Source organism: Pelagimonas sp., from assembly GCF_058892305.1.
On the sequence record NZ_JBZXVN010000013.1, the window covers coordinates 51,738 to 76,471 of the forward strand.

24 protein-coding genes and 2 tRNA genes are annotated in these 24,734 nt (G+C 56.5%); 15 read left to right on the forward strand and 11 right to left on the reverse strand.

Features of this window, described 5'->3' with window-relative positions; translation table 11 throughout:
• On the forward strand, positions 1–639 hold the full coding sequence (locus AC5EFR_RS05115) for an MSMEG_1061 family FMN-dependent PPOX-type flavoprotein (protein ID WP_493574880.1): 639 nt from the start codon (positions 1–3) through the stop codon (positions 637–639).
• Between the two features lie 50 nt (positions 640–689).
• On the opposite strand, the gene guaB is transcribed toward AC5EFR_RS05115, so the two are convergent.
• On the reverse strand, positions 690–2,135 hold the full coding sequence (gene guaB / locus AC5EFR_RS05120) for an IMP dehydrogenase (RefSeq protein ID WP_493574881.1): 1,446 nt from the start codon (positions 2,133–2,135) through the stop codon (positions 690–692).
• Between the two features lie 292 nt (positions 2,136–2,427).
• Between guaB and AC5EFR_RS05125 the strand changes: the two genes are divergently transcribed.
• The 4 genes from AC5EFR_RS05125 (at position 2,428) to AC5EFR_RS05140 (ending at position 6,453) form a co-directional block, all read left to right on the forward strand.
• Complete coding sequence (locus AC5EFR_RS05125) at positions 2,428–3,576, forward strand: CaiB/BaiF CoA transferase family protein (protein WP_493574882.1); 1,149 nt, start codon at positions 2,428–2,430, stop codon at positions 3,574–3,576.
• Positions 3,573–4,085, forward strand: coding sequence for a GNAT family N-acetyltransferase (locus tag AC5EFR_RS05130; protein WP_493574883.1), 513 nt, complete (start codon positions 3,573–3,575; stop codon positions 4,083–4,085). The genes AC5EFR_RS05125 and AC5EFR_RS05130 overlap by 4 nt, the downstream gene beginning before the upstream one ends.
• A 111-nt stretch (positions 4,086–4,196) precedes the next feature.
• Positions 4,197–6,251: an ASKHA domain-containing protein gene (locus AC5EFR_RS05135; RefSeq protein ID WP_493574884.1), complete on the forward strand. Its 2,055-nt coding sequence runs from the start codon at positions 4,197–4,199 to the stop codon at positions 6,249–6,251.
• A 128-nt stretch (positions 6,252–6,379) separates the two neighbouring features.
• Positions 6,380–6,453 (forward strand) — tRNA-Gly (locus AC5EFR_RS05140).
• 90 nt (positions 6,454–6,543) lie between these two features.
• On the opposite strand, the gene AC5EFR_RS05145 is transcribed toward AC5EFR_RS05140, so the two are convergent.
• The 3 genes from AC5EFR_RS05145 to AC5EFR_RS05155 form a co-directional block, all read right to left on the reverse strand.
• On the reverse strand, positions 6,544–8,370 hold the full coding sequence (locus AC5EFR_RS05145) for an ABC-F family ATP-binding cassette domain-containing protein (protein ID WP_493574885.1): 1,827 nt from the start codon (positions 8,368–8,370) through the stop codon (positions 6,544–6,546).
• A gap of 90 nt (positions 8,371–8,460) precedes the next feature.
• Complete coding sequence (locus AC5EFR_RS05150; RefSeq protein ID WP_493574886.1) at positions 8,461–9,198, reverse strand: GNAT family N-acetyltransferase; 738 nt, start codon at positions 9,196–9,198, stop codon at positions 8,461–8,463.
• Positions 9,199–9,313: 115 nt separating this feature from the next.
• Positions 9,314–9,772 carry an outer membrane protein assembly factor BamE gene (locus AC5EFR_RS05155; protein ID WP_493574887.1) on the reverse strand — a complete coding sequence of 153 codons (459 nt, stop codon included), beginning with the start codon at positions 9,770–9,772 and terminating at the stop codon, positions 9,314–9,316.
• Between the two features lie 158 nt (positions 9,773–9,930).
• On the opposite strand from AC5EFR_RS05155, the gene AC5EFR_RS05160 reads away from it, so the two are divergent.
• From AC5EFR_RS05160 to AC5EFR_RS05205, 10 genes are all read left to right on the forward strand, one after another.
• Entirely contained in the window at positions 9,931–10,425 is a 495-nt protein-coding gene (locus AC5EFR_RS05160) for a YceD family protein (RefSeq protein WP_493574888.1), read from the forward strand.
• Between the two features lie 156 nt (positions 10,426–10,581).
• A complete protein-coding gene (gene rpmF, locus AC5EFR_RS05165; RefSeq protein ID WP_097804076.1) occupies positions 10,582–10,788 on the forward strand; it encodes a 50S ribosomal protein L32 in 207 nt (68 codons plus the stop codon).
• A 22-nt stretch (positions 10,789–10,810) separates the two neighbouring features.
• Positions 10,811–11,938 carry a phosphate acyltransferase PlsX gene (gene plsX / locus AC5EFR_RS05170; protein WP_493574889.1) on the forward strand — a complete coding sequence of 376 codons (1,128 nt, stop codon included), beginning with the start codon at positions 10,811–10,813 and terminating at the stop codon, positions 11,936–11,938.
• Complete coding sequence (locus tag AC5EFR_RS05175; protein ID WP_299921572.1) at positions 11,935–12,906, forward strand: beta-ketoacyl-ACP synthase III; 972 nt, start codon at positions 11,935–11,937, stop codon at positions 12,904–12,906. The genes plsX and AC5EFR_RS05175 overlap by 4 nt, the downstream gene beginning before the upstream one ends.
• Positions 12,907–13,004: 98 nt before the next feature.
• Positions 13,005–13,307 (forward strand): integration host factor subunit alpha, encoded by a 303-nt coding sequence (gene ihfA / locus AC5EFR_RS05180; protein WP_299921570.1) that lies wholly within the window; start codon positions 13,005–13,007, stop codon positions 13,305–13,307.
• Positions 13,308–13,317: 10 nt separating this feature from the next.
• Positions 13,318–14,571: a MerR family transcriptional regulator gene (locus tag AC5EFR_RS05185; protein WP_493574890.1), complete on the forward strand. Its 1,254-nt coding sequence runs from the start codon at positions 13,318–13,320 to the stop codon at positions 14,569–14,571.
• A 74-nt stretch (positions 14,572–14,645) separates the two neighbouring features.
• Positions 14,646–14,722, forward strand: a tRNA-Pro gene (locus AC5EFR_RS05190).
• Positions 14,723–14,927: 205 nt separating this feature from the next.
• Positions 14,928–15,359 (forward strand): response regulator, encoded by a 432-nt coding sequence (locus tag AC5EFR_RS05195; RefSeq protein ID WP_493574891.1) that lies wholly within the window; start codon positions 14,928–14,930, stop codon positions 15,357–15,359.
• A gap of 207 nt (positions 15,360–15,566) precedes the next feature.
• Complete coding sequence (locus tag AC5EFR_RS05200; protein WP_493574892.1) at positions 15,567–15,938, forward strand: PA14 domain-containing protein; 372 nt, start codon at positions 15,567–15,569, stop codon at positions 15,936–15,938.
• 93 nt (positions 15,939–16,031) lie between these two features.
• Positions 16,032–17,108, forward strand: a complete 1,077-nt coding sequence (locus AC5EFR_RS05205; RefSeq protein WP_493574893.1) for a 2'-deoxycytidine 5'-triphosphate deaminase — start codon at positions 16,032–16,034, stop codon at positions 17,106–17,108.
• 2 nt (positions 17,109–17,110) lie between these two features.
• Here the strand turns inward: AC5EFR_RS05205 and AC5EFR_RS05210 are convergent, their stop codons facing one another.
• From AC5EFR_RS05210 to AC5EFR_RS05240, 7 genes are all read right to left on the reverse strand, one after another.
• The gene (locus AC5EFR_RS05210) at positions 17,111–17,389 is read right to left on the reverse strand and encodes a hypothetical protein (RefSeq protein WP_493574894.1); all 279 of its coding nucleotides are present in this window, start codon (positions 17,387–17,389) and stop codon (positions 17,111–17,113) included.
• Positions 17,390–17,483: 94 nt separating this feature from the next.
• Entirely contained in the window at positions 17,484–18,095 is a 612-nt protein-coding gene (gene scpB / locus AC5EFR_RS05215) for an SMC-Scp complex subunit ScpB (protein ID WP_493574930.1), read from the reverse strand.
• Positions 18,096–18,141: 46 nt separating this feature from the next.
• A complete protein-coding gene (locus tag AC5EFR_RS05220) occupies positions 18,142–18,936 on the reverse strand; it encodes a segregation and condensation protein A (RefSeq protein WP_493574895.1) in 795 nt (264 codons plus the stop codon).
• 30 nt (positions 18,937–18,966) lie between these two features.
• Positions 18,967–19,959: a beta-N-acetylhexosaminidase gene (gene nagZ / locus AC5EFR_RS05225; protein WP_493574896.1), complete on the reverse strand. Its 993-nt coding sequence runs from the start codon at positions 19,957–19,959 to the stop codon at positions 18,967–18,969.
• Positions 19,956–20,978, reverse strand: a complete 1,023-nt coding sequence (locus AC5EFR_RS05230) for an SPOR domain-containing protein (RefSeq protein WP_493574897.1) — start codon at positions 20,976–20,978, stop codon at positions 19,956–19,958. Before AC5EFR_RS05230 ends, nagZ begins: the two co-directional genes overlap by 4 nt.
• A gap of 114 nt (positions 20,979–21,092) precedes the next feature.
• Positions 21,093–22,832, reverse strand: a complete 1,740-nt coding sequence (argS, locus tag AC5EFR_RS05235) for an arginine--tRNA ligase (protein WP_493574898.1) — start codon at positions 22,830–22,832, stop codon at positions 21,093–21,095.
• A gap of 69 nt (positions 22,833–22,901) precedes the next feature.
• Positions 22,902–24,725 (reverse strand): cation:proton antiporter, encoded by a 1,824-nt coding sequence (locus AC5EFR_RS05240; protein ID WP_493574899.1) that lies wholly within the window; start codon positions 24,723–24,725, stop codon positions 22,902–22,904.
• Positions 24,726–24,734: the final 9 nt, after the last annotated feature.

A 24,734-nucleotide genomic window follows, 5' to 3' on the forward strand; every position in this document is an offset into this window, starting at 1 on the left:
ATGGTGGTTTTTGGACAAAACGTAGATTTTCATATCCAATCAAGCAATCATTTACGTGAGATCGTCGACCGACCGTCTGCTGTGATGGATCACAAGGTCATCGACCATATTGACCCTTTGACAGAGCGCTTCCTTGCCAGTTCTCCTTTGATGATCCTAAGTACGAAACGCGCTGATGGGGGGCTGGATCAAACGCCGCGCGGGGATGCAGGCGCAGTTGTCAGAGTATTGGATCGCACCACGCTTGCCTTGCCCGATCGTCCCGGCAACAATCGGATGGACGCCATCGAAAATATTATAGCGACGGGTGAAGTTGGGCTGTTGTTTATCATTCCGGGACACGGAGATACGCTCCGCATCAGCGGCAAGGCCTCCGTCGTGCAAGATGTGCAACTGTCCGAGGAGTTGGCGGTAAACGGACACCTATGTGATCTGGTCATTTTGATCCGGGTGGAACGGGTCTTAAGCCATTGCCCCAAGGCGTTTATCCGCTCTCGGGCTTGGCATCCGGAAGGTTGGCCCGATACCTCACATGTTCCAAGCCTTGCCGAGATGTTAAAGGCCCATGGGGCTTTGGCCGATAGTCTCGCCGACCTTGATACGATGATCGAGACGTCGAACACAGACGGGTTGTATTAAACGAAAACGGCGCGCCAGTGGGGCGCGCCGCGTGTCTAGAATGCGGGGGGTCAACCGACCCGGTAATTCGGGCTTTCGCGGGTGATTTGCACGTCGTGGACATGGCTTTCCTTAAGCCCGGCCCCGGTGATTTTCACAAAAGAGCAATCCTTGCGCATCGAGGCAACAGTTGGGCATCCGGTATAGCCCATGGCGGCACGCAAACCGCCAACCAGCTGATGGATTACCGTACCGGCCGGACCTTTGTAAGGCACCTGACCTTCGATCCCTTCGGGCACCAGTTTGTCGCTAGCGGCATCTTTTTGGAAATAGCGATCAGCCGAGCCGCGCGCCATGGCACCAAGGCTGCCCATGCCACGATAGGCTTTGAAGGAGCGGCCCTGATAGAGGATGACCTCGCCCGGGGATTCATCGGTCCCGGCGATCATGCTGCCCACCATGGCGCAGGAGGCACCAGCCGCAATCGCCTTGGCAAAATCACCCGAGAATTTGATACCGCCATCGGCGATGACCGGCACATCACCTGCCGCTGAGGCGCAATCATCAATGGCCGTTAGCTGAGGCACACCAACACCGGCAACCATCCGTGTCGTACAGATCGAACCGGGGCCAATACCAACCTTGACCGCATCCGCCCCGGCATCAATCAGCGCCTTGGTGGCGTCGCCAGTGGCGACGTTCCCGGCGATGACCTGAACGTCATATTTGGCTTTGACGCGTTTAACCGCCTCCAAAACCCCTTCGGAATGACCATGCGCGGTGTCGATCACCACAATATCAACCCCGGCATCGATTAGCATTTCGGAACGGGCAAACCCGCTATCACCAACCGAAGACGCCGCCGCAACGCGCAAACGACCAAGGTCATCCTTGCAGGCGGTTGGGTTGAGCACCGCCATTTCGGTGTCCTTCAGCGTCAAAAGACCGGTCAATTTGCCGTCCGCATCATGAACCAACAGTTTTTCAATGCGACGGGCGCGCATCAGGCTTTTGGCCTCTTCGAGATCGGCGGGTTCCTGCAACATTGCCAGATTTTCCGAAGTCATCATGGCATGTACGGGCACATCATCGCTTTGGGCAAAGCGCATGTCGCGGTTGGTCAAAATCCCCATGACACGACCATCTTTGTCCACCACAGGAAAGCCCGTGAAGTTATACCGCTCAACCAAGGCTTTGGCTTCGGCCAGTGTTTGATCGACGGTGAGGGTCACCGGGTTGTACACAATGCCGGATTCAAAGCGTTTGACCCGGCGCACTTCGCGCGATTGTTCTTCGGCATTTAGGTTCTTGTGAATAACCCCGATGCCACCGGCTTGTGCCATGGTAATGGCCATACGGGCCTCGGTCACGGTGTCCATCGCAGAGCTAAGCAAAGGGATGTTCATGGCAATGGATTGGGTCACTTGTGTGCGCGTATCCGCAGTGCTGGGCAGCACGCTGGAGGCGTTGGGAACAAGCAAAACATCGTCGAAGGTCAGGGCCTCGCGAATCTCCATGGGGGTACTCCTTGGGCAGATATCGGTTGGCACGTCCCTATTGCATGGGATTGCTCCGGTGGAAAGAGGGAAAGCGGTTTGGACGTTGATTGATCTGGCGGGATCGCCTGCGGCGGGCGGGTTGTAGGGCCAGCCCCCTCTGGATCCTGCGGATCAATTTCCCTCCGGAGTTTGTCTGACGAGATAAAAGAGGGGCGCGGGGTGGCGATGTTTTGCCTGCGGGCCAAATGGAGGTTGATTGGCGCGGGCGTGAGGCGCATTCAAAACAGGGGAACAGGACGGGAGAGTCGTGATGAGCGCACCTTTGGCGGGCTATGTGATTTTGGATTTAACCCATGTGTTGGCGGGTCCTTATTGCACCATGACACTGGGCGATCTGGGTGCGGAGGTGATCAAAGTTGAACACCCCGGAACCGGCGATGACACCCGCGCTTTCCCCCCGTTCAAGGATGGCAAATCGGCCTATTTTGCTACGATTAACCACGGGAAAAAGTCTATTGCCTTGGATTTGAAAGACGCCGATGACCGGGCGATTTTTGAGCGCCTCGTGGCGCGGGCGGATGTTTTGGTCGAAAACTTTCGTCCCGGTGTGATGGAGCGCTTGGGCTATGGCTGGGACGATCTGCATGCCGCCTATCCGCGTCTGGTTTACGGGGCGGTGAGTGGCTTTGGCCATACTGGACCCGATGCCAAACGCCCCGCCTATGACATGGTGGTTCAGGCGCGCGGCGGCGTGATGTCGATCACTGGCGAAAAGGACCGTGATCCGGTGCGCGTCGGGGCCTCGATCGGGGATATCGTCGCCGGGATGTTCTTGGCGCAGGGCGTTTTGGCCGCGCTTTTGGACCGCGATCGGCTCGGAAAGGGCCGCAAAATTGATGTGTCGATGCTGGACAGTCAGCTGGCTTTGTTGGAACACGCGGTGGCGATGACATCCGTAAACGGCGAGGCCCCCGGGCCGTCTGGTGCACGACATCCGTCGATTACCCCGTTTGAAACGTTTCATGCCAGTGATGGGTTGTTTGTGATCGCTGCGGGCAATGACCGGTTGTTCGAAAAGCTTTGCGTGGCGTTGCAGTTGCCTTTGTCAGACGATCCGAGATTTGCAACCAACCCGTCGCGTTGCGAAAATGCTCGGTTGCTCAAACGTTTGATCGAGGCAATCACCTTGGGTGACACGCGTGCCGGGTGGATCGCCAAGCTTACGGCAGCGGGCATTCCCACCGGTCCCATTCAAAACGTGTCTGAGGTACTCAAAGATCCGCAAATTCTCGCCCGAAACATGGTTGTGGATGTTCTCGATAAAAGCGGTCGGGCCGCCTATGCCGCTGCCGGAAACCCGATCAAGATGACCGATAACCCAGACCCATCTACCCGCCGCCCTGCCCCGGATTTGGACGGCAACCGGGGTGACATTCTTCGGTGGTTGGACGACACATGACTTTGCGCGCGGCAGAGATAACGGATGCGTCGGCCTTGGCGGCGCTGTCCATTGAAGTATGGGTTCACACTTATCTGCGCGAGGGGGTGTCGTCATTTTTTGCTGATTTTGTTTTGAAAACCTATACCGCGCAATACTTTATCAACATCCTTCAAGACCCAAGCGAAACGCTTGTCGTCTCGCAAAATAAGGTCGGACTTGATGGGTTTGTGCGGGTGTCGCAAAACCGACCCGCCCCAGTGCCCGGCTGTGGGTCGGTGGAAATCAGCTCACTCTATGTGCAACCCCGCCATCATGGTCGAGGCATAGGTCACGCCCTTTTGCAGGCCGCATTGGATGAGGCTAAGCGATTGCAAACCCCAGACTTGTGGCTGGCGACCAATGCCGAAAATCACCCGGCAATCCGGTTTTACCTTGCCAATGGGTTTGATCAGGCCGGTGAAACCACCTTTTGCATCCAAGGCGAGGCCTACCCAAATGTCGTATTTCGCAACACTTTGAACGCCTAAACCCAATTAGTTGGTGCCAATGACGCCTTTAGACACGCTAAGGTCGTGCATCTGCTTTCCCTTTCCGTCTCGCACGCTATTTTGCGGCACGCGCGATCAAGGAAATATGAAATGACCTCCGACACTGACACCCCTTTGGTGATTTTCACCCCCTCTGGCAAACGCGGCCGTTTCCCTACCGGAACGCCGGTTTTGACAGCGGCCCGTCAACTCGGCGTTGATTTGGATTCGGTCTGTGGCGGGCGCGGCATTTGTTCGAAATGTCAGATCACGCCAAGCTATGGGGACTTTCCCAAACATGGGGTGAGTGTTGAGGACGGGGCCCTTTCGGAATGGAACGCGGTTGAGCAACGTTATGACGATAAACGCGGGTTGAAACCGGGGCGGCGGTTGGGCTGTCAGGCCACGGTTCAGGGGGACATTGTCATTGATGTGCCGCCGGAAAGTCAGGTTCACAAACAGGTTGTGCGCAAAGCCGCCAGCGCCCGTGTGATCGAAATGGACCCGGCAACGCGACTCTATTTCGTCGAAGTAGAAGAGCCTGATATGCACGAACCTACCGGCGATTTGGAGCGGCTTGAACGCGCGCTTAAATCGCAATGGGACATTGATGGAATCGAAATTGATTTCGCAGTGTTGGGCACTCTGCAAACTGTTCTACGCAAAGGAAAATGGCGGATTACTGTCGCATTAAATACGGCCCTAAACGGGGCGATTCCTCGCGTCATTGCAGCTTGGCCGGGGCTCCATGAAACCGGGGTGTTTGGCTTGGCCATTGATCTTGGCTCGACCACCATTGCCGCGCATCTGACCAATCTGGAAACGGGCGAGGTTGTGGCCTCCTCCGGCATCATGAACCCGCAAATCCGGTTTGGCGAAGACCTGATGAGCCGGGTGTCCTATGCGATGATGAACCCCGGCGGCGACAAGGAAATGACCCAAGCGGTGCGCGACGCGATTGATGCGCTAAGTCAAGACATCGCCAAAGAGGCCGAGATCGACACCAGCTTGATTTTGGAAACCGTATTTGTCTGCAACCCGGTCATGCACCACCTGTTGTTGGGCATTGATCCGGTGGAATTGGGGCAAGCGCCCTTTGCACTGGCCACTTCCGAAGCCATCAGCCTTTCGGCAGCGGAATTGGATCTTGCCGCCCTGCCCCAAGCCGCGCGCATCTATATTCTGCCCTGCATCGCCGGCCACGTAGGCGCGGATGCCGCCGCCGTGGCGCTCAGCGAAGAACCCGGCAAGTCCGAGGATCTTGTTCTGATCGTCGATGTAGGCACCAATGCCGAAATTTTGCTGGGTGATACCAGCCGGGTTTTGGCCTGTTCCTCCCCCACTGGCCCCGCCTTTGAAGGCGCGCAGATCAGCTCTGGCCAACGCGCGGCACCGGGGGCTATTGAGGCCATCCGCATTGACCCCGTGTCAAAAGAACCGCGTTTTCGGGTAATTGGCTGCGAGCTGTGGTCAGATGAAGACGGATTTTGGGACTATACGGCACAAACGGGTATCACCGGCATTTGCGGGTCAGGTATCATCGAGGCCGTGGCGGAGATGCGCATTGCCGGTTTGTTGGACCCGTCCGGCTTGATTGGATCGGCCGAGCAAACCGGAACCACACGCAGTGAACCCGAGGGGCGCACCCATGCCTATCTGATCCATGATGGAACCCCCGATGGTGGGCCACGCATCACTGTCACCCAAGGGGACATCCGCGCGATCCAATTGGCAAAATCGGCACTCTATGCCGGGGCGCGTTTGTTGATGGATGTGCGTGAAACCGACAAGGTGGATCGCGTCGTATTGGCCGGAGCATTTGGCGCACATATCTCGCCTCTGCACGCCATGGTGCTTGGCATGATCCCGGATGTGCCTTTGGACAAAGTGCAATCAGCTGGCAATGCCGCGGGAACAGGGGCGCGGATTGCCCTCTGTAACCTTGCTGCGCGCCGCGAGGTCGAAGGGTTGGTCCGCGAGATCACCAAGGTCGAAACCGCGATTGAACCAAAGTTTCAAGAACATTTCGTGGCCGCCAACGCCATCCCACATGCCACCGATCCCTTTCCCGAGCTTTCGACCCAAGTCACCCTGCCTCAGGTCAGCTTTAACACCGGTGGTGGCGATGAACCGGGGGGGCGTAAACGGCGTAGACGTCGGGGGTAACCTGATCGCTAATCATTTGATCGAACCCGCCTTAGGGCGGGACGATCCCCGACCAATCCGCTTGCATTTTTCGGCGCGCAAGGGATTGACCACATTTCCCAAATCGCCTAGCACACAGGTCTGAGCGAGCGGGTATGGTGAAAAGGTATCACGGCAGCTTCCCAAGCTTTAGTTACGAGTTCGATTCTCGTTACCCGCTCCAAAATCCCCGGCCTGTGCTTTCGCCGATCCTCAAAGAGATTGTGCATTCTTTTCCAATTGCTTATTGGGCAATTTTAAAGTCGAAACGGAACTATTGCCCCGCTTCGGCCTTCTCTTCAAGCTCAAGCCACTCCTCTTCGGCCGACGCCAAGGCAGTTTGGCGTTCAACCAAAGCCTCCGTGGCCTTTTTGAATTTCAACGGCTCTTTGTGGAACAAATCCGGGTCGGCCATGAACTCTTCAAGCTTGCCGATCTCGGCCTCCAAACGCTCCATTTCACCCGGTAACGCCTCCAAACGATGCTTGTCGGTAAAGGACAACCCTTGTGGTTTATCAACGGGTTCCGAGGACTTGGTGATGTCCTTCTTGGCCTTTGGCTTGTCACCCGCCTTGCTGGCGGCCTCAGGAGTGGGGTGTTTTTGACGCTGGTAGTCGCTCCACCCGCCTGCATAAACAACCGCCTGCCCGCGCCCCTCCATCGCCACGGTGGTTGTTGCGACTCGATCCAGAAAGTCTCGGTCGTGGCTAATCAGAAGCACTGTACCGTCATAGTCATCCAGCAGCTCTTGCAATAAATCCAACGTCTCGACATCAAGGTCATTGGTCGGTTCATCGAGCACTAGTATGTTGCTTTCACGCGCCATCAGTTTGGCCAAAAGCAACCGCGCCTTTTCGCCCCCGGACAAGGATCGAACCGGCGCGCGGACCTGACGTTCATCAAACAAAAAGTCCTTGAGATAACCAACCACATGGCGCGGTTCGCCGCGGACCATGACTTGATCGGCCTTGCCGGACACACCGATTTCCTTGTCGCCAGCCAGACTATCCCAAAGCGAAACGTCGCCATCCAATTGCGCACGCGCCTGATCAAAGACCGCTGGGATCAGGTTTGTGCCAAGTTTGACAGTCCCATCATCCGGGGTCAGCTCGCCCATCAGAATATTGATCAAAGTCGTTTTGCCGACGCCATTAGGCCCGACAAAGGCAATCCGGTCGCCACGTTGAATGGTCAAATCAAGATTGCGCACAATTTGCTTGTCGCCAAATGCGTGCGTTATACCTTTGGCATCAATAACCTTTTTGCCGGATTTGGGCCCCGCCGATAGCGCCATAGCCGCCTGCCCCTGTCGCCGAATCTGACCCGAGCGTTCCTTGCGTAGGTCTTGTAAGGCCCGCACGCGGCCCTGATTTCGCTTGCGTCGGGCCGAGATGCCTTCGACCGCCCAACGCGCCTCGGCCTTGATCTTGCGATCCAGCTTGTGGCGCTGCATGTCCTCGTCATCCCAGGCCTTATCGCGCCACGCCTCAAAGGCGGCAAATCCCTTTTCCTGACGCCTGACTTGACCACGGTCAATCCAAAGGGTCGCACGCGTGAGTTCCGTCAAGAAACGCCGATCGTGCGAGATCAGAACAAAGGCCCGGCGGGTGGATTTCAACTCATCCTCAAGCCAGCCAATCGCCTCAATGTCCAAATGGTTGGTCGGCTCGTCCAAGAGCATCAAATCGGGTTCTTCGGCCATCAAGCGGGCCAAGGCCGCGCGGCGACGTTCCCCGCCCGACGCGGTTTCAACCAAACGATCCGGATCAAATTTCAAACCCTCACCGGCGCGCTCAACTTTGTACATCTCAGATGGGTCGAGCTTGGCAGAAGCAAATTCACCCAATGTGGTGAACCCAGAGATATCCGGATCTTGCTCCATATAGCCAACCGAGGTGCCCAAAGGCACAACGCGGTCACCGCGATCCGGTTCAACAAGGCCTGCCATCACCTTTAAAAGAGTGGATTTTCCTGACCCGTTGCGCCCGACAAGCGCCACACGGTCCCCCGGTTGTACATTGAGGGAAAGATCATCGAAAACCGGTTCGCCGCCAAAGGTCAGGGAAACACCGGAGAGTTGCAGAAGAGGAGATACAGCCATGTCAGAGCGCTAGGCAATGGCGCGCCTAAGGTCAAGGCTTGGCGCACCCAAATTCCATGCATGGAATTTGCAAAACGCGTGCACGCGTTTTCAGTGCGACGCGGCAACCGCGCGCAAGAGCCTTTTTCGCGCTTCCGGGATTGTCGCTATTTCCACCCCAGTAAAGACGTGGAGCGTGTTCATCTCCTGGTCAACAACCGCATGATCACTCACCCAGCCCCCCATTAAAAGGTAGGTCCGCAACAGTGCTGGCATTTGGTGGATCGCGCGTTTCGCATCCGGTTTGACCGAATTTTCCTGAGCTAAAGTCACACTCTTTGGCGATTTGATTTGCGGGTTCAGGTGCCGGGGGGCAATGTGGCGGTCATTCAAAAGAGCAAAGGCATCGACATAGGCCGCTGGGTCTGTGCCAGGAAAAGACACACAGCCAAATAACAGTTCAACCCCGGTGGCATCGACATAGGTCGTCATCGCCCCCCAAGCGACGCGCAAAATATCAGGGTCGCCATGATCCGGGTGGACGCAGAACCGACCCATCTCAACCAGACGACCGTCAAACTCTTTTAGTTGCGCCAGCCCGTAAAACTGGGCGGCATAGCTTTGTCCAATGTCACGTCCGTCACGCAAGGACAAAAAGCGAAAGCAACAGACAAGCGCACCGGTTTCCCGCTCTTCAATCAAAACGTGATCACACAGCGCATCAAAGTGATCGGCATCAAAAGCACCCGGACGGGCAAAGGCCAATCCTCGCAACCGCTGAACCCTGTCTATATCGGCTGCTGTTGCGGCTTGGCGCGCTAAATACCGTCCTTTGATCAAATTGATCATCTTCCGCACCGCCTCGCCTTAGCCTTTGATCGACACCCCTATGGTCGCAGGAAAGTAGCGCCGGGGCTTATCGCCTCTCAACCACTTCTGCTATCGAACAACCGAACACGCGCGATTAGCCGCCAAAGAGCTGATCGGTGCTTAGGCCACCAATATTGCCAAACAATTTGCGAATAAAGCCGATGTCACCGTCGCCCGATTGCGTCACACGCCGGTTCAACGGCACAACCTGCCCGTCTTCAAGGCCATAGGTGACGAGGTTATCAACCACCCCCGCCTCATCAAACGTGATGGCAAGAACCTCACGGGTGACCACCTCTGGGCGTTTCCAGGCAAAGTGGCGCACTTCGGATTCAATGTAATAATAGCCGCTGTCGCGAAGAACCCCCGACGCTGTGGGCACCCCAATGACATCCTCAACAGACGCGCGCGTGTCGATCCCCGGCACGATTTGCTGAAGGTCTTCTTCGGGAGGCATATAGCCATGGGACCGATACCGCGAGGTGCATGATGCAAGCGCCAAAAGCACCAACCCTGCGATCGCGAGTTTCGCTGTTCTCTTCGTCCCGTGCATTCCGCCCCCTTGCTTTGGCCTGCTACGCCTCCTATTCCGCTTACATAAGGAATGCCCGTCATTCAAGCACAGGAAAACCCGACCAGATGCCGCCAAAGCACCCAACAGCCCCACAAATACCTGTTTCTGACCTCCGGCAGACAGGCTCCACCCCGTTTTTGTTGGAGCCAAATGCCGACGAACGCAGCGCTTTGGCTGAGGATTTGAATGCTCTGTCTTTGCGAAAGCTGCGCTTTGTGGGCGAAATCACGCCACACGGTCGCAATGCTTGGCAACTTAAGGCCGACCTTGGGGCCACGGTTGTCCAATCCTGCATTGTGACGCTTGAGCCGGTGACAACGCGAATCGACACAGAGGTCACGCGCCGTTTCGTTCCCGCCCATAAACTGAACACTCCAGAACCGGGCACCGAAACCGAAATGACCGACGAAGATGATATCGAGGAATTGGGTGAAACCATCGACCTCGACGCGATTCTCGCCGAGGCGCTTTCGCTGGCGATGCCGGCCTACCCTCGCAAAGACGGGGCCGAGGTCGCAAACGCGCAGTTTTCCGCCGATGGCGTGACCCCAATACAGGACGAAGAGATGCGTCCCTTTGCTGGATTGGCCTCATTGCGCGATAAATTACAGAAAGATGACAGTGAAAGCTGAGAATCATCTTGCTCTTTCAGGCGTTCTGCGTATTTTCGCGCCTTCATGAGAACACAACGCTTGTGTCTGCCCTACGCTTAGCGCTATGAGGCCGAACACATCGGGATAATCAGGGCAGGCCACAGCCTCCCCTCTTACGGTAAAGAAGGTTGAGACATGGCTGTCCAGCAGAACAAAGTATCCAAATCGCGTCGCAACAACCGCCGTGCGCATGATGCGCTGGTTGCTGCAAACCCTAACGAATGCGACAACTGTGGTGAGCTTAAGCGCCCACACCACGTTTGCCCCTCTTGCGGCCACTACGCTGAGCGCGAAGTGATTGCCCAGGCCGACGAAGTCGAACTGGACGAAGACGCAGCATAAACAACCTGTCAGGCCACCCTGTATGACCTCTCTGAAGGATCATAGCGTTTTGCAAAACGGGGCTGGCTCGGACCGGATCGTTATTTCGGTTGACGCCATGGGCGGCGACCGTGGGCCGGCGGCAGTTGTCGCCGGCATTGCACAATCTGCGCAAAAGAACCCGACGCTGGATTTCATCCTGCACGGACCTGAGCAAGAGCTCCAAAAACTGGTCAAGAAAAAGCGCGACCTTGATGGTCGCTGCGTCATTCGTGATGCCGAAGGCGTCGTGAAAATGACCGACAAGCCAAGCCAAGTGATGCGCAATGGCAAAGGCACCTCGATGTGGTCCGCCCTGGAGGCCGTCAAACAGAAAGAGGCGACTGTTGCCGTCAGCTGTGGCAACACCGGTGCGTTGATGGCACTGTCGATGATCCGACTGCGCAAGTTGCCCGGCATCAATCGCCCCGCTATCGCGATACTTTGGCCGTCGCGCAATCCATCCGGGTTTAACGTAATGTTGGACGTGGGGGCCGATATCCGCGCCGATGCTCAGGATTTGCTGCAATATGCGCTGATGGGCACGTCTTATGCGCGCAACGGTCTCGATCTAGAACGCCCACGCGTTGGGCTTTTGAACGTCGGCACCGAAGAAAACAAAGGGTTTCCTGAGCTCAAAGAAGCCTTCAACCTGATCGCGGCCAACGCAGATCGCGCCCAGTTTGAATTTGTCGGCTATGTCGAAGGCGGGGACATTCCAGGTGAGCGCTGTGACGTGATTGTCACCGATGGATTTACCGGAAATATCGCCCTGAAAACCGGCGAAGGCACCGCCAAGCTGATTGGTGACAACCTCAAAAACTCCTTTTCACATTCGCCGCTGTCCCGATTGGCTGGTCTCATCGCCCTCCCCGCTTTGAAACGGTTCCAGAAAAAAATTGATCCGCGACGCGTCAACGGTGGAGTGTTTTTGGGCCTAAACGGCACTGTGGTGAAATCCCATGGGTCGGCCGATGCCACTGGTGTGTCCGCGGCGGTAAAACTGGCCTTTGAGCTGGCACAAGCCGGTTTTGGCGACAGGTTGGCGGCACGGGTTGCGTCTGCTGCCGAGCTCGCCCAAAATGACGCGGCGGCAGACGACCGCGACGCAGAGGACAAGAGCAAGACATGACAATTCGCGCCACCGTGATCGGGGTTGGGCATTACCTGCCGGACCGCATTGTAGAAAATGCGGAGTTTGAGAAAACACTCGACACAACGGACGAATGGATCAAAAGCCGATCTGGCATTGAACGGCGCCATTTTGCCGCCGAAGGTCAAACCACATCCGATCTTGGCACCCGCGCCGCACAGGCGGCGTTGGATGATGCCGGGCTGGCGGCCAACGACATCGACGCCATCATTCTTGCCACTTCCACCGCTGATTTAACCTTTCCGTCGGCGGCAACGATGATTCAGACCAGCCTTGGTATGACACGCGGCTTTGCTTTTGACGTCCAAGCCGTTTGCGCCGGGTTTGCCTATGCTTTGGCCAATGCCAACGCTTTAATTGTCTCGGGTCAGGCCAAACGAGTTTTGGTCATCGGCGCGGAAACCTTTTCACGTCTGATGGATTGGACCGATCGCGGCACGTGTGTGCTATTTGGTGACGGGGCCGGTGCTTTGGTGCTTGAGGCACAAGACGGCCAAGGGTCCAACGCTGACCGCGGCATCCTGTCGACCGATCTAAACTCTGACGGGCGCTACAAAGACATTCTTTATGTCGACGGCGGTGTCAGCACCCATAGCACCGGTCATTTGCGCATGCAGGGCAAAGAAGTCTTCCGCCACGCGGTGGAAAAGCTGGCTTCGACGGCCAATGCCGCGATGGACAAGATCGGCATGACAGCGGATGAAATAGATTGGATTGTCCCCCATCAGGCCAATATTCGCATCATCAACGGCACCGCCAAAAAGCTTGGTCTAAGCCGGGACAAGGTTGTTGTAACGGTGCAGGACCACGGCAATACCTCGGCGGCATCGATTCCCTTGGCGCTCTCGGTTGGCAAAGAACGCGGTCAGATCAAGCCCGGCGACCTCATTGTGACCGAAGCGATTGGCGGCGGATTGGCCTGGGGGGCCGTTGTTTTACGCTGGTGACGCTTTACGTGCCTGATAAAGCACTGCTTTCAACCTATTGATATTGACTTGGCTTTTATGCCTCGCCTAATCTCCTGTGAAAACCGGGAGGGATGAACATGGGCGAAACGACCCTGACACGTATGGATCTTAGCGAAGCTGTCTTTCGCGAAGTTGGTCTGTCACGCAATGAAAGCGCCGATCTTGTCGAAGCAGTGCTTCAACACATGTCGGATTCGCTTGTCGAAGGTGAGCAGGTAAAGATTTCCTCTTTTGGAACCTTTTCCGTGCGCGACAAAGCGGCCCGCGTTGGTCGTAACCCAAAGACCGGGGAAGAAGTGCCGATCCAGCCGCGCCGTGTTTTGACGTTCCGTCCCTCTCATTTGATGAAAGACCGCGTGGCAGCTGGTAACAAGAACTGAGGCCTGACTTATGGCGAAGTCCCGGGACGCGTTTCGCACCATTTCCGAGGTTGCGGAATGGTTGGAAACGCCCGCGCATGTGTTGCGCTTTTGGGAAAGTAAATTCACCCAGATTAAGCCGGTAAAACGGGCTGGCGGGCGGCGATACTACCGCCCCGCCGATATGGAATTACTGGGTGGAATCAAACAGTTGCTGCACGAAGATGGGATGACCATCAAAGGTGTGCAAAAGGTGCTTCGCGAACATGGTGTGCGCCACGTATCGTCATTGAACGCAACCAGCGTCGATGAGGACGGTGTTGTGCCTTCGACGGACATTATCGAAGACGCGCCCTATGTCGAGGTCGAGGTCCCCGATTCCGTGGTGGCCTTTCCTGGTACCGAAGCCGCATCAGAACCGTCGACCCCCGCTCAAACAGCCGATATGTTTGAGACACCCGAGCCTCAAGAGGCAGCGGAGGGTGACGTCGCTGAGGTGGAAGACGCACCCCCTATGTCGGCGGATGCCCTAGCTGGCATTGACGGCACGGCTGTGCAAACGCCCAACGCTCCAGAAGCAGAGCCATCGGTTCCCCAGTCCGAGCCGGAGGAACACCTAGAGGTGCAGGCTGAAAACGCCGACACTTTGGACGAATTCGACCCGGCCCCTGAGACGGAGGTTGATTCGCAAAGCAGCCTACCGGATGAGGAAGCCATTCAGGACGGTGTGGAAGACGAAACACCGCCTGCCCCTCAACAAGAGGATGAACAGGCCGAGTCGCCTGAGGAATCTGAGCCAGAACAAGACGCGCCAATAGATTCGGGCGTTGAAGTAAACAAATATCTCCCGACAGGAGACCAGCCCCCTACTGACCCAGTTGTCTCCGAGCAGACTGTCTTGGACGAGGGGGATGACGAGAACGGCAAAGAGGACATTGACCACACGGAGATGGCGTCGCCTCCTCAGACAGTGGCACAGGATGCCGACGAACCGGAGGTTCCGGCAGAGGACGACACAACGACAAAGTTGGCCAACCCTGATCCAGTTGCAGCAGTGGAGCCCGATGAGGCAGACACCGGCGAGGTCGACAGGCTTGCCGACGTCACGCCAGAAACTTTGATTGGTGCCCCTGACTCTTCGATCCCGAACGTTGAGATACACGCTCGCCCGGCTCTGTTGTCTCTTCTCTCTCAAATTGACTCGCTGTCTCAACAGAAGGCGCAGGCCCTGCTCCCTCACTATGCCGCCTTGCGCGACATAAAGACCAGGCAACAGTCAAACTAACGGCAGTCATGCACAGATTTTCGCAAACAAGGGGTTGCCCCTGCTTGGAAATCCAGTATGACACTCCGACAAGTCGGGCTATGGCGCAGCCTGGTAGCGCGTCCGTCTGGGGGACGGAAGGTCGCAGGTTCGAGTCCTGCTAGCCCGACCAATTTGCTACCAAATCCTCCCTCAACGTGGTCGAAACCGACCAAACTGTTGAGGGGATGGATATTGTGCAAGACAAATGGTGTCCAAGTTTTCACGGGGCAAATAACACTCAACTTTGAATGGTTTTGCATCGTATTCTTGATTGCGATGAAAAACACTGTATCGTCTTGTCATAAAGTGATGGAATTGAAAGCAAAAGGCGGCAAGTGAAATTGCCGATGCATTATATGGGCCATCTCTATATTGCTGATGACAATGAAGAATTCGCAGATTACCTTGCGACTGTGGCCACCCGTGAAGGGTGGAACGTTACCATTTGCAGCAATGGCGTGAAACTGCTGGAAAAACTTCGTTCCGAAAAAGGCGCAGCATTCGCTTTGGTTGATATTAACATGCCAGAAATGAACGGCATTGAGGTCATTGACGATATTGTCGATATTGATCGCCCCTTGCGTATTCGCTTTATCACCGGCGGCAGTGATGTGACGCTCTTGGCGGCAAAAATGATTGCTTCTGCGCGCTCTCTTTCGGTTGGTCGCAGCATTTTCAAACCGGTGACTCTTGATGCCTTCCGCAAGTTGCTTGCCGAAGAAGAGATTGAGCTTGCCTCTCTCTTGACCAAGGCACAATCAACCTAACAACTCAGTCACGTTAACCATTTCGCCTGTTTGGAAACAGTGTGTTAGCTGACATTTTGTTGACGTTAACCTAGCATTTCCTATGATTTGCAACAAGGGTAGCTCAGGTTTTCTGAGCTTTGGGGCTGATCGTGCTGCTTTCGCGGCGCGTCTTTGGATAACTATGGTCTTCAGCCTTTTTGATAACGTCCACGCGCGAGGCCGAGTATGACATCCGAGTTTCAGTTCGAACAAAAGCCAAATTCACCCTCCAATGTGGGCACCCCGTATCAGGATGTAACGGCGCAATATGATCGAATGTTGCAGAGCCCCCGTGGCGGTACTTATGATTTCACCTTACAGGCCAGAGATTTAGCGCGTGTATTGGTCAACGGCACGCTGTTGTTGGATAATCACAACGCGATGAGCAATGGCCATTTGACCAAACAAGTCGATCTCGCCCCCGGAAATCACCATATCCAATTGCGCTATCACGACAATGAAGGCGAGGCGACCCTGCGGTTTTGCATTGGCGACGCCATGGCCAAGACCAACCTTCTAGAAATTTCGCAATCCGGCAGCAAAGCCACGATCAGCTAAACACAATGATTACCGCGCCAAATGCGTTAATCAGACCTGTTGCTTTCGACCTGGGCTTGCTATTCAACTCGCCAAGTCAACGGGAGGCGCGATATGACCGGTGTTTTGGCCAGCCAGCAGATTGAAACTCTGATCACCAGCGGGGCGCTCTCTGCGGAGGTCGATTTTGTCGAAGGACAGGTGCAACCCGCCAGCCTTGATTTGCGGTTGGGAACCCTTGCCTATCGCGTCCGCGCCTCTTTCCTAACCGGCGAAAACCGCAAGGTTGCTGACCGGTTGGGTGAATTTGAAATGCACCGGATCGACCTCTCTAACGGTGCGGTTCTGGAAAAGGGCTGCGTCTACGTGGTTCCATTGATGGAACACTTGGCACTCTCCAGCGACATTCAAGCCATCGCCAATGCCAAAAGCTCTACCGGCCGGTTGGACCTTTTGACCCGTGTTATCACCGACGGCGGCGTTGAGTTTGACCGTATTCCAGCAGGGTATACCGGCCCTCTCTATGCCGAGATTTGCCCGCGCTCTTTCTCCGTCCTTGTTCGGCCCGGAATGCGGCTTAACCAAATCCGTTTTCGCCAAGGCCAATCGGTTCTAAGCGATCAAGAGTTGAGCGACCTTCACAAAAGCGACGTTCTGGTTGCCGGTGGTCCGGCGGTAATCAGCGAAGGGTTGGGTTTTTCCGTCGATCTTGAACCCGGCAATGGCAACCTCGTTGGCTATCGCGCCAAACCGCATACCGGCGTCATCGACCTTGATCGCATTGGCGAATATGACCCCAAGGATTTTTGGGATGAATTGCGCACCGATGGTCGCCAGCTCGTCCTTGATCCCGGTGCTTTTTACATATTGGTAAGCCGCGAAGCCGTCCATATTCCGCCCGGTTATGCGGCGGAAATGGCCCCCTATTTGGCAATGGTTGGGGAATTCCGCGTGCACTACGCTGGCTTCTTTGATCCCGGATTTGGGCATGCTGCGGCCGGCGGAACTGGTGCGCGTGGCGTACTCGAAGTACGTTGCCACGAAGCACCCTTCGTTTTGGAACATGGGCAAACTGTTGGGCGGTTGGTCTATGAACGGATGTCAGAGGTGCCTGAGACACTTTATGGCGCAGGCATTGCCTCGAACTATCAGGGGCAAGGCCTGAAACTTTCCAAACATTTCAAGGCGTAACCCTAGGCCTCTGACTGGTTCTGTTCCTTGCGGGCCCGGCGCGCACGGCGTTTTTCGCGGATCGCTTGCCGTTCCCGGCGCGCCTTGCGGATGTCCTCGCGGCTAGGACCCTCTTCGCCGCTTACCTCTGACACCATGTCGTGCTCAGAATGCGCTGCCTCTGGCATAGCGGCCGGTTTGCGCATCTTTTCCACTTGTTTAAAACCCGCATCCACGCCGGTTTTAACCGCCTTGCGCACAAACATGCGCGTCACCATGTTTACAATCTGGTTGGCATTCATGCTCGGATACCCTCCACGCTTTTCGCCAATATACCATATATAGAAGAAATTTGTAGGAGTTTATCAAGACCTGCACCAAGATTGGCCGTCGGACTTAATCCTCAAACAGCTCGCTTTGACCTTCGTCAGTCTCTTCTTCGGCATCAATATCGCCGTCACCCATTTGTGGCATACCGGAAGAGAGCGGGCGGCTTTCCAAAAGGCCAGCGGCGCGCAGTTCCGCCAAACCGGGAAGGTCGCGCGCACTTTCAAGGCCAAAGTGATCAAGGAACTCTTGTGTCACGACAAATGTCACCGGACGCCCCGGTGTCATACGGCGACGACCAAACCGAATCCATTCCATTTCCAACAGTTGATCAATTGTGCCACGCGACACCCCAACACCGCGAATTTCTTCGATCTCGGCGCGGGTTACCGGTTGATGATAGGAAATAATCGCCAAGGTTTCGATGGCGGCGCGGCTGAGTTTGCGCGTCTCAACCGTTTCGCGTTGCATCAAGAAACCAAGATCAGCGGCCGTGCGCAGCGCCCAAGCGTCACCAACCTTGACCACATGCACCCCCCTACCCTCATAACGTTTGCGCAGATGAACAAGCGCCTCAGCCGCATCGCAGCCATGGGGCATCCGGTCATTCAGCTCTTTGACCGACACGGGATCGGCGCTGGCGAAAAGTATGGCTTCGACCATGCGCTCTTGTTCGCCCATCGGCGGGGCGTCAAAAAGGCTGTCCGTTGCAGGCTCAGGCACGGTGTCACTCACGCGGGGTCTCCCTGCGGCGTAGTTGAATGGGGGCAAAGGTTTCCGATTGCTGTATCTCGGCCTTGCCCTCTTTGACAAGTTCAAGAGAGGCGGCAAAGGTCGCGGCGGTGGCCGAGCGCCATTTAACCGGATCATCATCCCAACCTTCTGGCAAGTAAGACAAAATATCTGTCCACTGACCCGAGAACCCGATCATGCCTCGCATCCGGTCCAATGCCATTTCCATGGTAAACACCTTCTCGCGATCCATGACAAAGGGTCGGAATTCATCCTTGGTTCGGATTCGGGCATAGCCCTGCATCAGGTCGATCAGCGTTGCAGTGTATTTGACTTTGCGCACCCGCTCCATGTGTTCGGGAATGCCGCGTACAAAGAAATCACGCCCCTTTTGATCGCGCGCCATCAACTTGGCGGCGCAATCGCGCATGGCTTGCAAACGTTCCAATTGAAAAGCCAAATGCGCGGCCAAATCCTCACCCGATGGCCCCTCTTCGGTCGGATCAGGCGGCAGTAGCAAGCGTGATTTCAAGAAGGCCAACCACGCCGCCATCACCAAATAATCCGCCGCCAATTCAAGCCGCAAGGCCTTGGCCTCTTCGACAAAAGCCAAGTATTGCCGCGACAGATCGAGAATGGAAATCTTGCGAAGGTCGACCTTTTGGGTACGCGCCATCGACAACAACATGTCCAACGGCCCCTCATAGCCCTCAACATCTATGACAAACGCCTCGGCGGCGAGGCGGTCATCAACGGTGAGCGGAAGCTCTGGCGAGTCGGTTTCTGTCATCTGCGTTCTGGAACCCGGCGATGCGTGGCGTTAAGGGATCAACGCCTCAAAGTCAGCGTGCAGCGCCGCGATGTCAACATCTACGGGGGCTTGACGTGTCGCAAGCGCCGCCTCGGCGCGAGTTTGGGCTGTGTCGGTCATCTGTCCGACCCGATCCATAATTGCGACCATCTCGGCAAGCTTGCCATTGCAGTGTAAAACCGCGTCGCAACCCGCCGCAATCGACGCGGCGCTGCGTTCGGCAACGCTGCCCGACAGGGCCTCCATCGAAATATCATCCGTCATCAGAAAGCCGTCAAATCCCATATCACGGCGGATCAAATTGATCATTTTCGTGGATACGGTCGCGGGTTGCGGATCAATCTGTTCGAACACCAAATGGGCGGTCATGCCAAAGGGCAGATCGGCAAAGGGCGTGAAGGCGGCAAAGTCAACGACGTCCAATTTTGCACGATCTAGGTCAATTCGAGGCAGATCAAGGTGGCTATCAAGCTGCGCCAGCCCGTGACCGGGGATGTGCTTCATCACCGGGAAAACGCCGGCGTCTTGGTGTCCTTGGGTGACGGCCCGACCGATCTCAATGACCGTTTGCACATCAGAGCCATAGCACCGATTGCGTAAAAACTTGTGAGTTCCCGTCCGCGCAACGTCGAGCATCGGGGCGCAGTTGCCGTCGATACCATGGGCGCGTAGTTCGCGACCGATGATATGATAGCGCAGGCGCATGGCCTGTGCAGCATGCGCGCCAAACCGCGCCACGTCATCAAGCGGAGGAAGCCATTCGGTTGCCAAAGGCGCACGAAGCCGTTGCACACGACCGCCTTCTTGATCAATGAAAATCGGGGCATTCCATCCGACACTGTCCCGAATGTCAGACGTCAGGGCCCGAACTTGATCCGAGGTGTCGATATTGCGGGCAAACAGGATGAAGCCCAAAGGAGAAGCCTCTGTGAAGAAACGCTTTTCCTCTGATGATAGGCTTAGACCTTCGCAACCAAAGATGGCCGCGCCGCACCGGTTCATTTAGTCACAACCGGGATGCAATCCACGTTTTGGGCCATAAAGGCGGCGCAGAACCGGCGAGAATCCGACAGATCAGCAAAGCCATGCACGCGCAGGCGATAGAATTCGCGCCCGCCGCGTTTGGCCTTTTCGATCACTCGGTCTTTTCCCGCCAGGTAATCGCCAAAACGCCCATCAAGACGCGACCATTCCTTGCGGGCCCCATCGGGTGAATTGAAAATCCCAACCTGTACAAGACGTGTGCCTGCCGGCAGTGCCGCCGCCTCTAGTTCGCGTGTGCTTCCATTGGTTGCAGACGCCGCCGCCGGGGCGGCATCCGTTGCGACAGCCCCCCTCAGAGCAGCCGTTTTCAAACCAGCAGGGCGCAGGCGCGGACGCAAGGAGCGTTCCAAACCCGGCGGCAATTCTTTTTTGACTGCTGCGGCCAGTTCCTGTTCGACGGTCGAGGGTGCCGGCTCTGTGACCGAGGCGACAATCGGAGCAGCTTCACCCGGTGCCAAAGCACTCAGTGGCGCGGCTTGGGCGGCCAATTGATTGGCCAGCGCTTGGATGGGATCAATATCCTCAGCCGGTTGCGCCAAGGCCGGGGCAGGTTCAATTTCCATGATTTCAGCCTCGCGCGCCAGGGAAGCCTCCATTGGCATCGGGCTTGGATCAGTCTCAACAACCAAGGCACCAGTGGCCACATCCTCAGACGCCAAACCAGCGGGAACAGGTGCCAAAACCAGACGGTCCGCAGGACCTTCGGCGGCCCCCTGCCCGGCGACATTGTTCACGGCAAGCCCCTGATGATCGGCCATTGTGCCACCCGGGTCTTCCGGGGCGACACGCATTGGGCCTGCCATGGCTTGCACGATCGGCACACCGCTAACATCACGCGCCATCACGCGGTAACCCCAAACGCCAACTCCAACGATCAGCGCGATCGACGCTGCTGCGCCCATCCATGTCGCTAGGTTTGCAACTTTGCCAGAAGCGGGGGCCGCATAACCGCCCCCATCATAGGTGTAATCTGCCATTTTGCCTCGTCTTCCCAAGGCGATACATTGTCGCCCCGGTGGTCTGCTGTCGTGTTGATTTGCGTGTTTTGCGGTTCAAAACACGCGGCCTGTGTGACCCGACGAGTGCGTCTTTTAGCGCATTTCTGTTGCCGGGGTTACGCCCAAGATACCAAGACCGGCGGAAATAACAACTGCCACGGCCCGCGCCAGCGCAATTTTGGTCAGTGTGACATTGGAGTCATCCTGCAAAAAGCGCAGTTCGGTTTCTTTGTTGCCGCGATTGTAGTGCCCATGCAGATCCGAGGCCAACTCTTGGAGGTACGTCGCGATGCGGTGCGGTTCGTGGACACGCGCAGCAATTTCGACCTGACGCGGCCAATCCGCAAGCTTTGCAATCAAGGCAATTTCAGCCGGATGCAGGTTGGTTTGATCGACCGCAGCCAATGTCGCGTCATCCGTTGCGACACCCTGTTCGGCGGCGTTGCGCAGCACAGAGCAAATGCGCGAATGGGCGTATTGCACGTAAAACACGGGGTTCTCGCTGCTTTGCTCGACCACTTTGTCGAAATCAAAGTCCAGCGCCGCATCCGATTTGCGGGTCAGCATATGGAAGCGTGCCACATCAGCCCCGACCATTTCGACCAGATCACGCAGGGTGATAAAGGTCCCTGCCCGCTTCGACATTTTGAACGGTTCACCATTTTTGAAAAGCTTCACCAATTGGATCAGCTTGATATCGAGCGGAACCGTACCGCCGGACAGCGCCGAAACCGCCGCCTTCATCCGTTTGACATAGCCCCCATGATCGGCCCCAAAGATGTCGATCAGCAGGTCAAAGCCACGCTCAACCTTGTCGTAGTGATAGGCGATATCAGGCGCGAAATAGGTCCAAGCCCCATCCGATTTCTGGATCGGACGGTCAACATCGTCGCCATGCTCAGTCGATTTGAACAATGTCTGTTCGCGCGGTTCCCAATCTTCGGGCTTTTTGCCCTTTGGTGGCTCCAAAACACCGCGATAAATCAGATCCTTGTCGCGCAAACTATCGATGGCAGCTTCAATCTTGCCGGTGCCATAAAGCGCTTTTTCAGAAAAGAAATGATCCATCTCGACGCCCAACGCTTTGAGATCGGCGCGGATCAACTCCATCATCGCATCGGTTGCATAGACACGTACATCCGCCAACCAGACATCTTCGGGTTGGTTCAAATAGGCATCGCCCACCTTGTCTTTGAGCGCCTGACCAACCGGAACGAGATAATCACCCGGATAGGTTCCGTCTACGAATTCAACCTCTTGGCCGTGGGCCTCAAGGTAGCGGAGGTAAACCGAGCGCGCCAAAACATCGACCTGCGCACCGCCATCGTTGATGTAGTATTCGCGGGTCACGTCATAGCCGGCAAAATCCAGCAAAGACGCCATGGCATCGCCAACAATCGCGCCGCGGGCGTGGCCGACATGCATCGGACCGGTTGGGTTGGCCGAGACGTATTCGACGTTAACCTTTTTACCGTGGCCCATGGATGAGCGGCCAAAATCCGTGCCCGAGGTCAAGATTGCCTTTGGAACCCCCTGCCAGATCGACGTCGCAAGACGCAGGTTCAAAAAGCCCGGCCCGGCCACATCCGCACTGGCGATCCGGTCATCTTCGACCAGTTTCGCGGCCAAAGCCTCGGCAATGTCGCGCGGCTTTTGTTTGGCGGGTTTGGCCAACACCATCGCGGCATTGGTCGCCATGTCACCATGGGCCGCATCGCGAGGTGGCTCAACCGTCACCGGGGCGAGGTTGAGGTCCGCAGGAAGCGCGCCCTCGGCTTGCATCGCATTGATCGAAGCGAGCACCAGCTCGCGAATATCTGTAAAGAGGTTCATCTATCGGCTCCGAAACTTGGGGCTGCTCTATCATGACTGGCGGCGGGGTCAAATGGCTGGTTTTGGGTGTCAGGCCTGACCGTTTGCTAAATCCGGTCGTGGCGGACCAAATGCCAGCACTTGCGCCCCAGTGACATCACGCAAGGTCTCTTTGGGACCAAGCAGGCGCAGGCCACCGCCCTTGCCAAGAACCGCCACCGGGATCGCGTCGGGATGTTCGGCCCGCCAATCATCGGCGCTGAATTCTTCGGTTAGATTGGTGGAGCGGAACACCCAGCCTTCGGCCATTTTGGCGTTGAGTTCAAAGAAGGTCTCATCACCGCAAATGGCGCGCCCGCCCAAGGTTACCGGCAGCGCATGTCGGGAACTGGTTTCCCGGACACGGCGCAGCTGGAAAACGTTAGAACGGCCAAATTCTGGGGCAAGGTCGGTGGCCACAAGCGTGTTGTAGGCATCGTTATCTGTGGCGCTGATCAATGTATCAAAAGCGACCAAATCCAACCGATCTTCGGCAGCCTCAGATAGGATATCTCCATAGTAAACCGGCACCCCCGCCTCGCGGGCGCTGCGCAAATGGGCGTGGTTGGGATCGGCCAACAAGACCTGAAGGTCGAGCTTTTCGAGGGCCTGTGCCAAGGCAACCGACCAACGCGATCCTCCCAAGATCAAGACCCCCGGCGTCGTGCCCGCCGTTAGGCCCAAGGCCCGCGCCACAGGAGTGAGGGTAAAGCCATGCAGAACCACGGTCGCCAAAACCAAGGCAAACGCCAGTGGTGCAATCCGTGCGCCGTCGACAATACCGAGTTCCGCCAATCGTTCACCGAATAACCCGGCGACGGCCACCAAAACCACGCCGCGTGGGCCGGTCATCGCCACCAAAAGCCGCTCTTTCCATGGCACATTGGTAAAGGCCAAAGCGGCCAAAACCGGCAAGAGGCGGGCGATAAAGATCACCGCCAAGACGAACAAGGCCGCGCGCCAATCCAGCGCCGCCAATGTTGCCGCGCTCATATTCGCCGACAAAAGGATGAAAACGCCCGAGACCAACAGGACGGTTGCGTGTTCCTTAAAACGGCGCAGCTCAACGTAGCTTGGCAGGTCCGAATTGGCGATCCAAAGGCCCATAATGGTCACCGCGAGCAATCCGCTTTCGTGTAGCACAGCGTCTGAGGCTGCAAAAACGGCAATAAGAACAACAAAGAGCACCGGGATCTTCATGTACTCCGGCACCCAGCCGCGCCGGAAAGACTTGGCTATCCCCCAGCCGCCCAAAACGCCGAGAATGCTGGCAAATCCGATCCCTAAAACCAACTGCTGCGCTGCATGTCCAGCGCTCTCGGCGGAATTTAAGACAACCACAACCTCAAAGGCGAGAACAGCCGCCAAAGCGCCGACCGGATCATTTACGATCGCCTCCCATTGCAACAAGGCGGCGGGGCGTTTTTGCAATCGCGCTTGGCGTAGCAACGGCGCAATCACGGTAGGACCCGTGACGATCATGATACCGCCAAACACCGCCGAGGAGGCCCAGCCCAAACCGGCGACGTAATGCAGCACCAACGTGGAGGCCAACCACCCAAGCGGCGCGCCAACGATGACCAATCGGCGCACACCTTTGGCAGCATCCGAGAGGCTATGAAGGTTCAAGACTATGCCGCCTTCGAACAGGATAATCGCCACGGCAATGGCGACCATGGGTTGCAACATATCGCCAAATTGTTCCGCCGGGTTCAAAACACCCAGACCCGGGCCAACCGCCAAGCCTGCAGCAAGCATCAAGACAATCGCCGGAAGGCGTAGACGCCACGCAAGCCATTGGCTTCCAACCCCTAAAACGCCAACCAGCGCCAATGCCACCACCGGGTCAAGACCCGTACCTGAGGAAACCGCCATGCTCTGCCC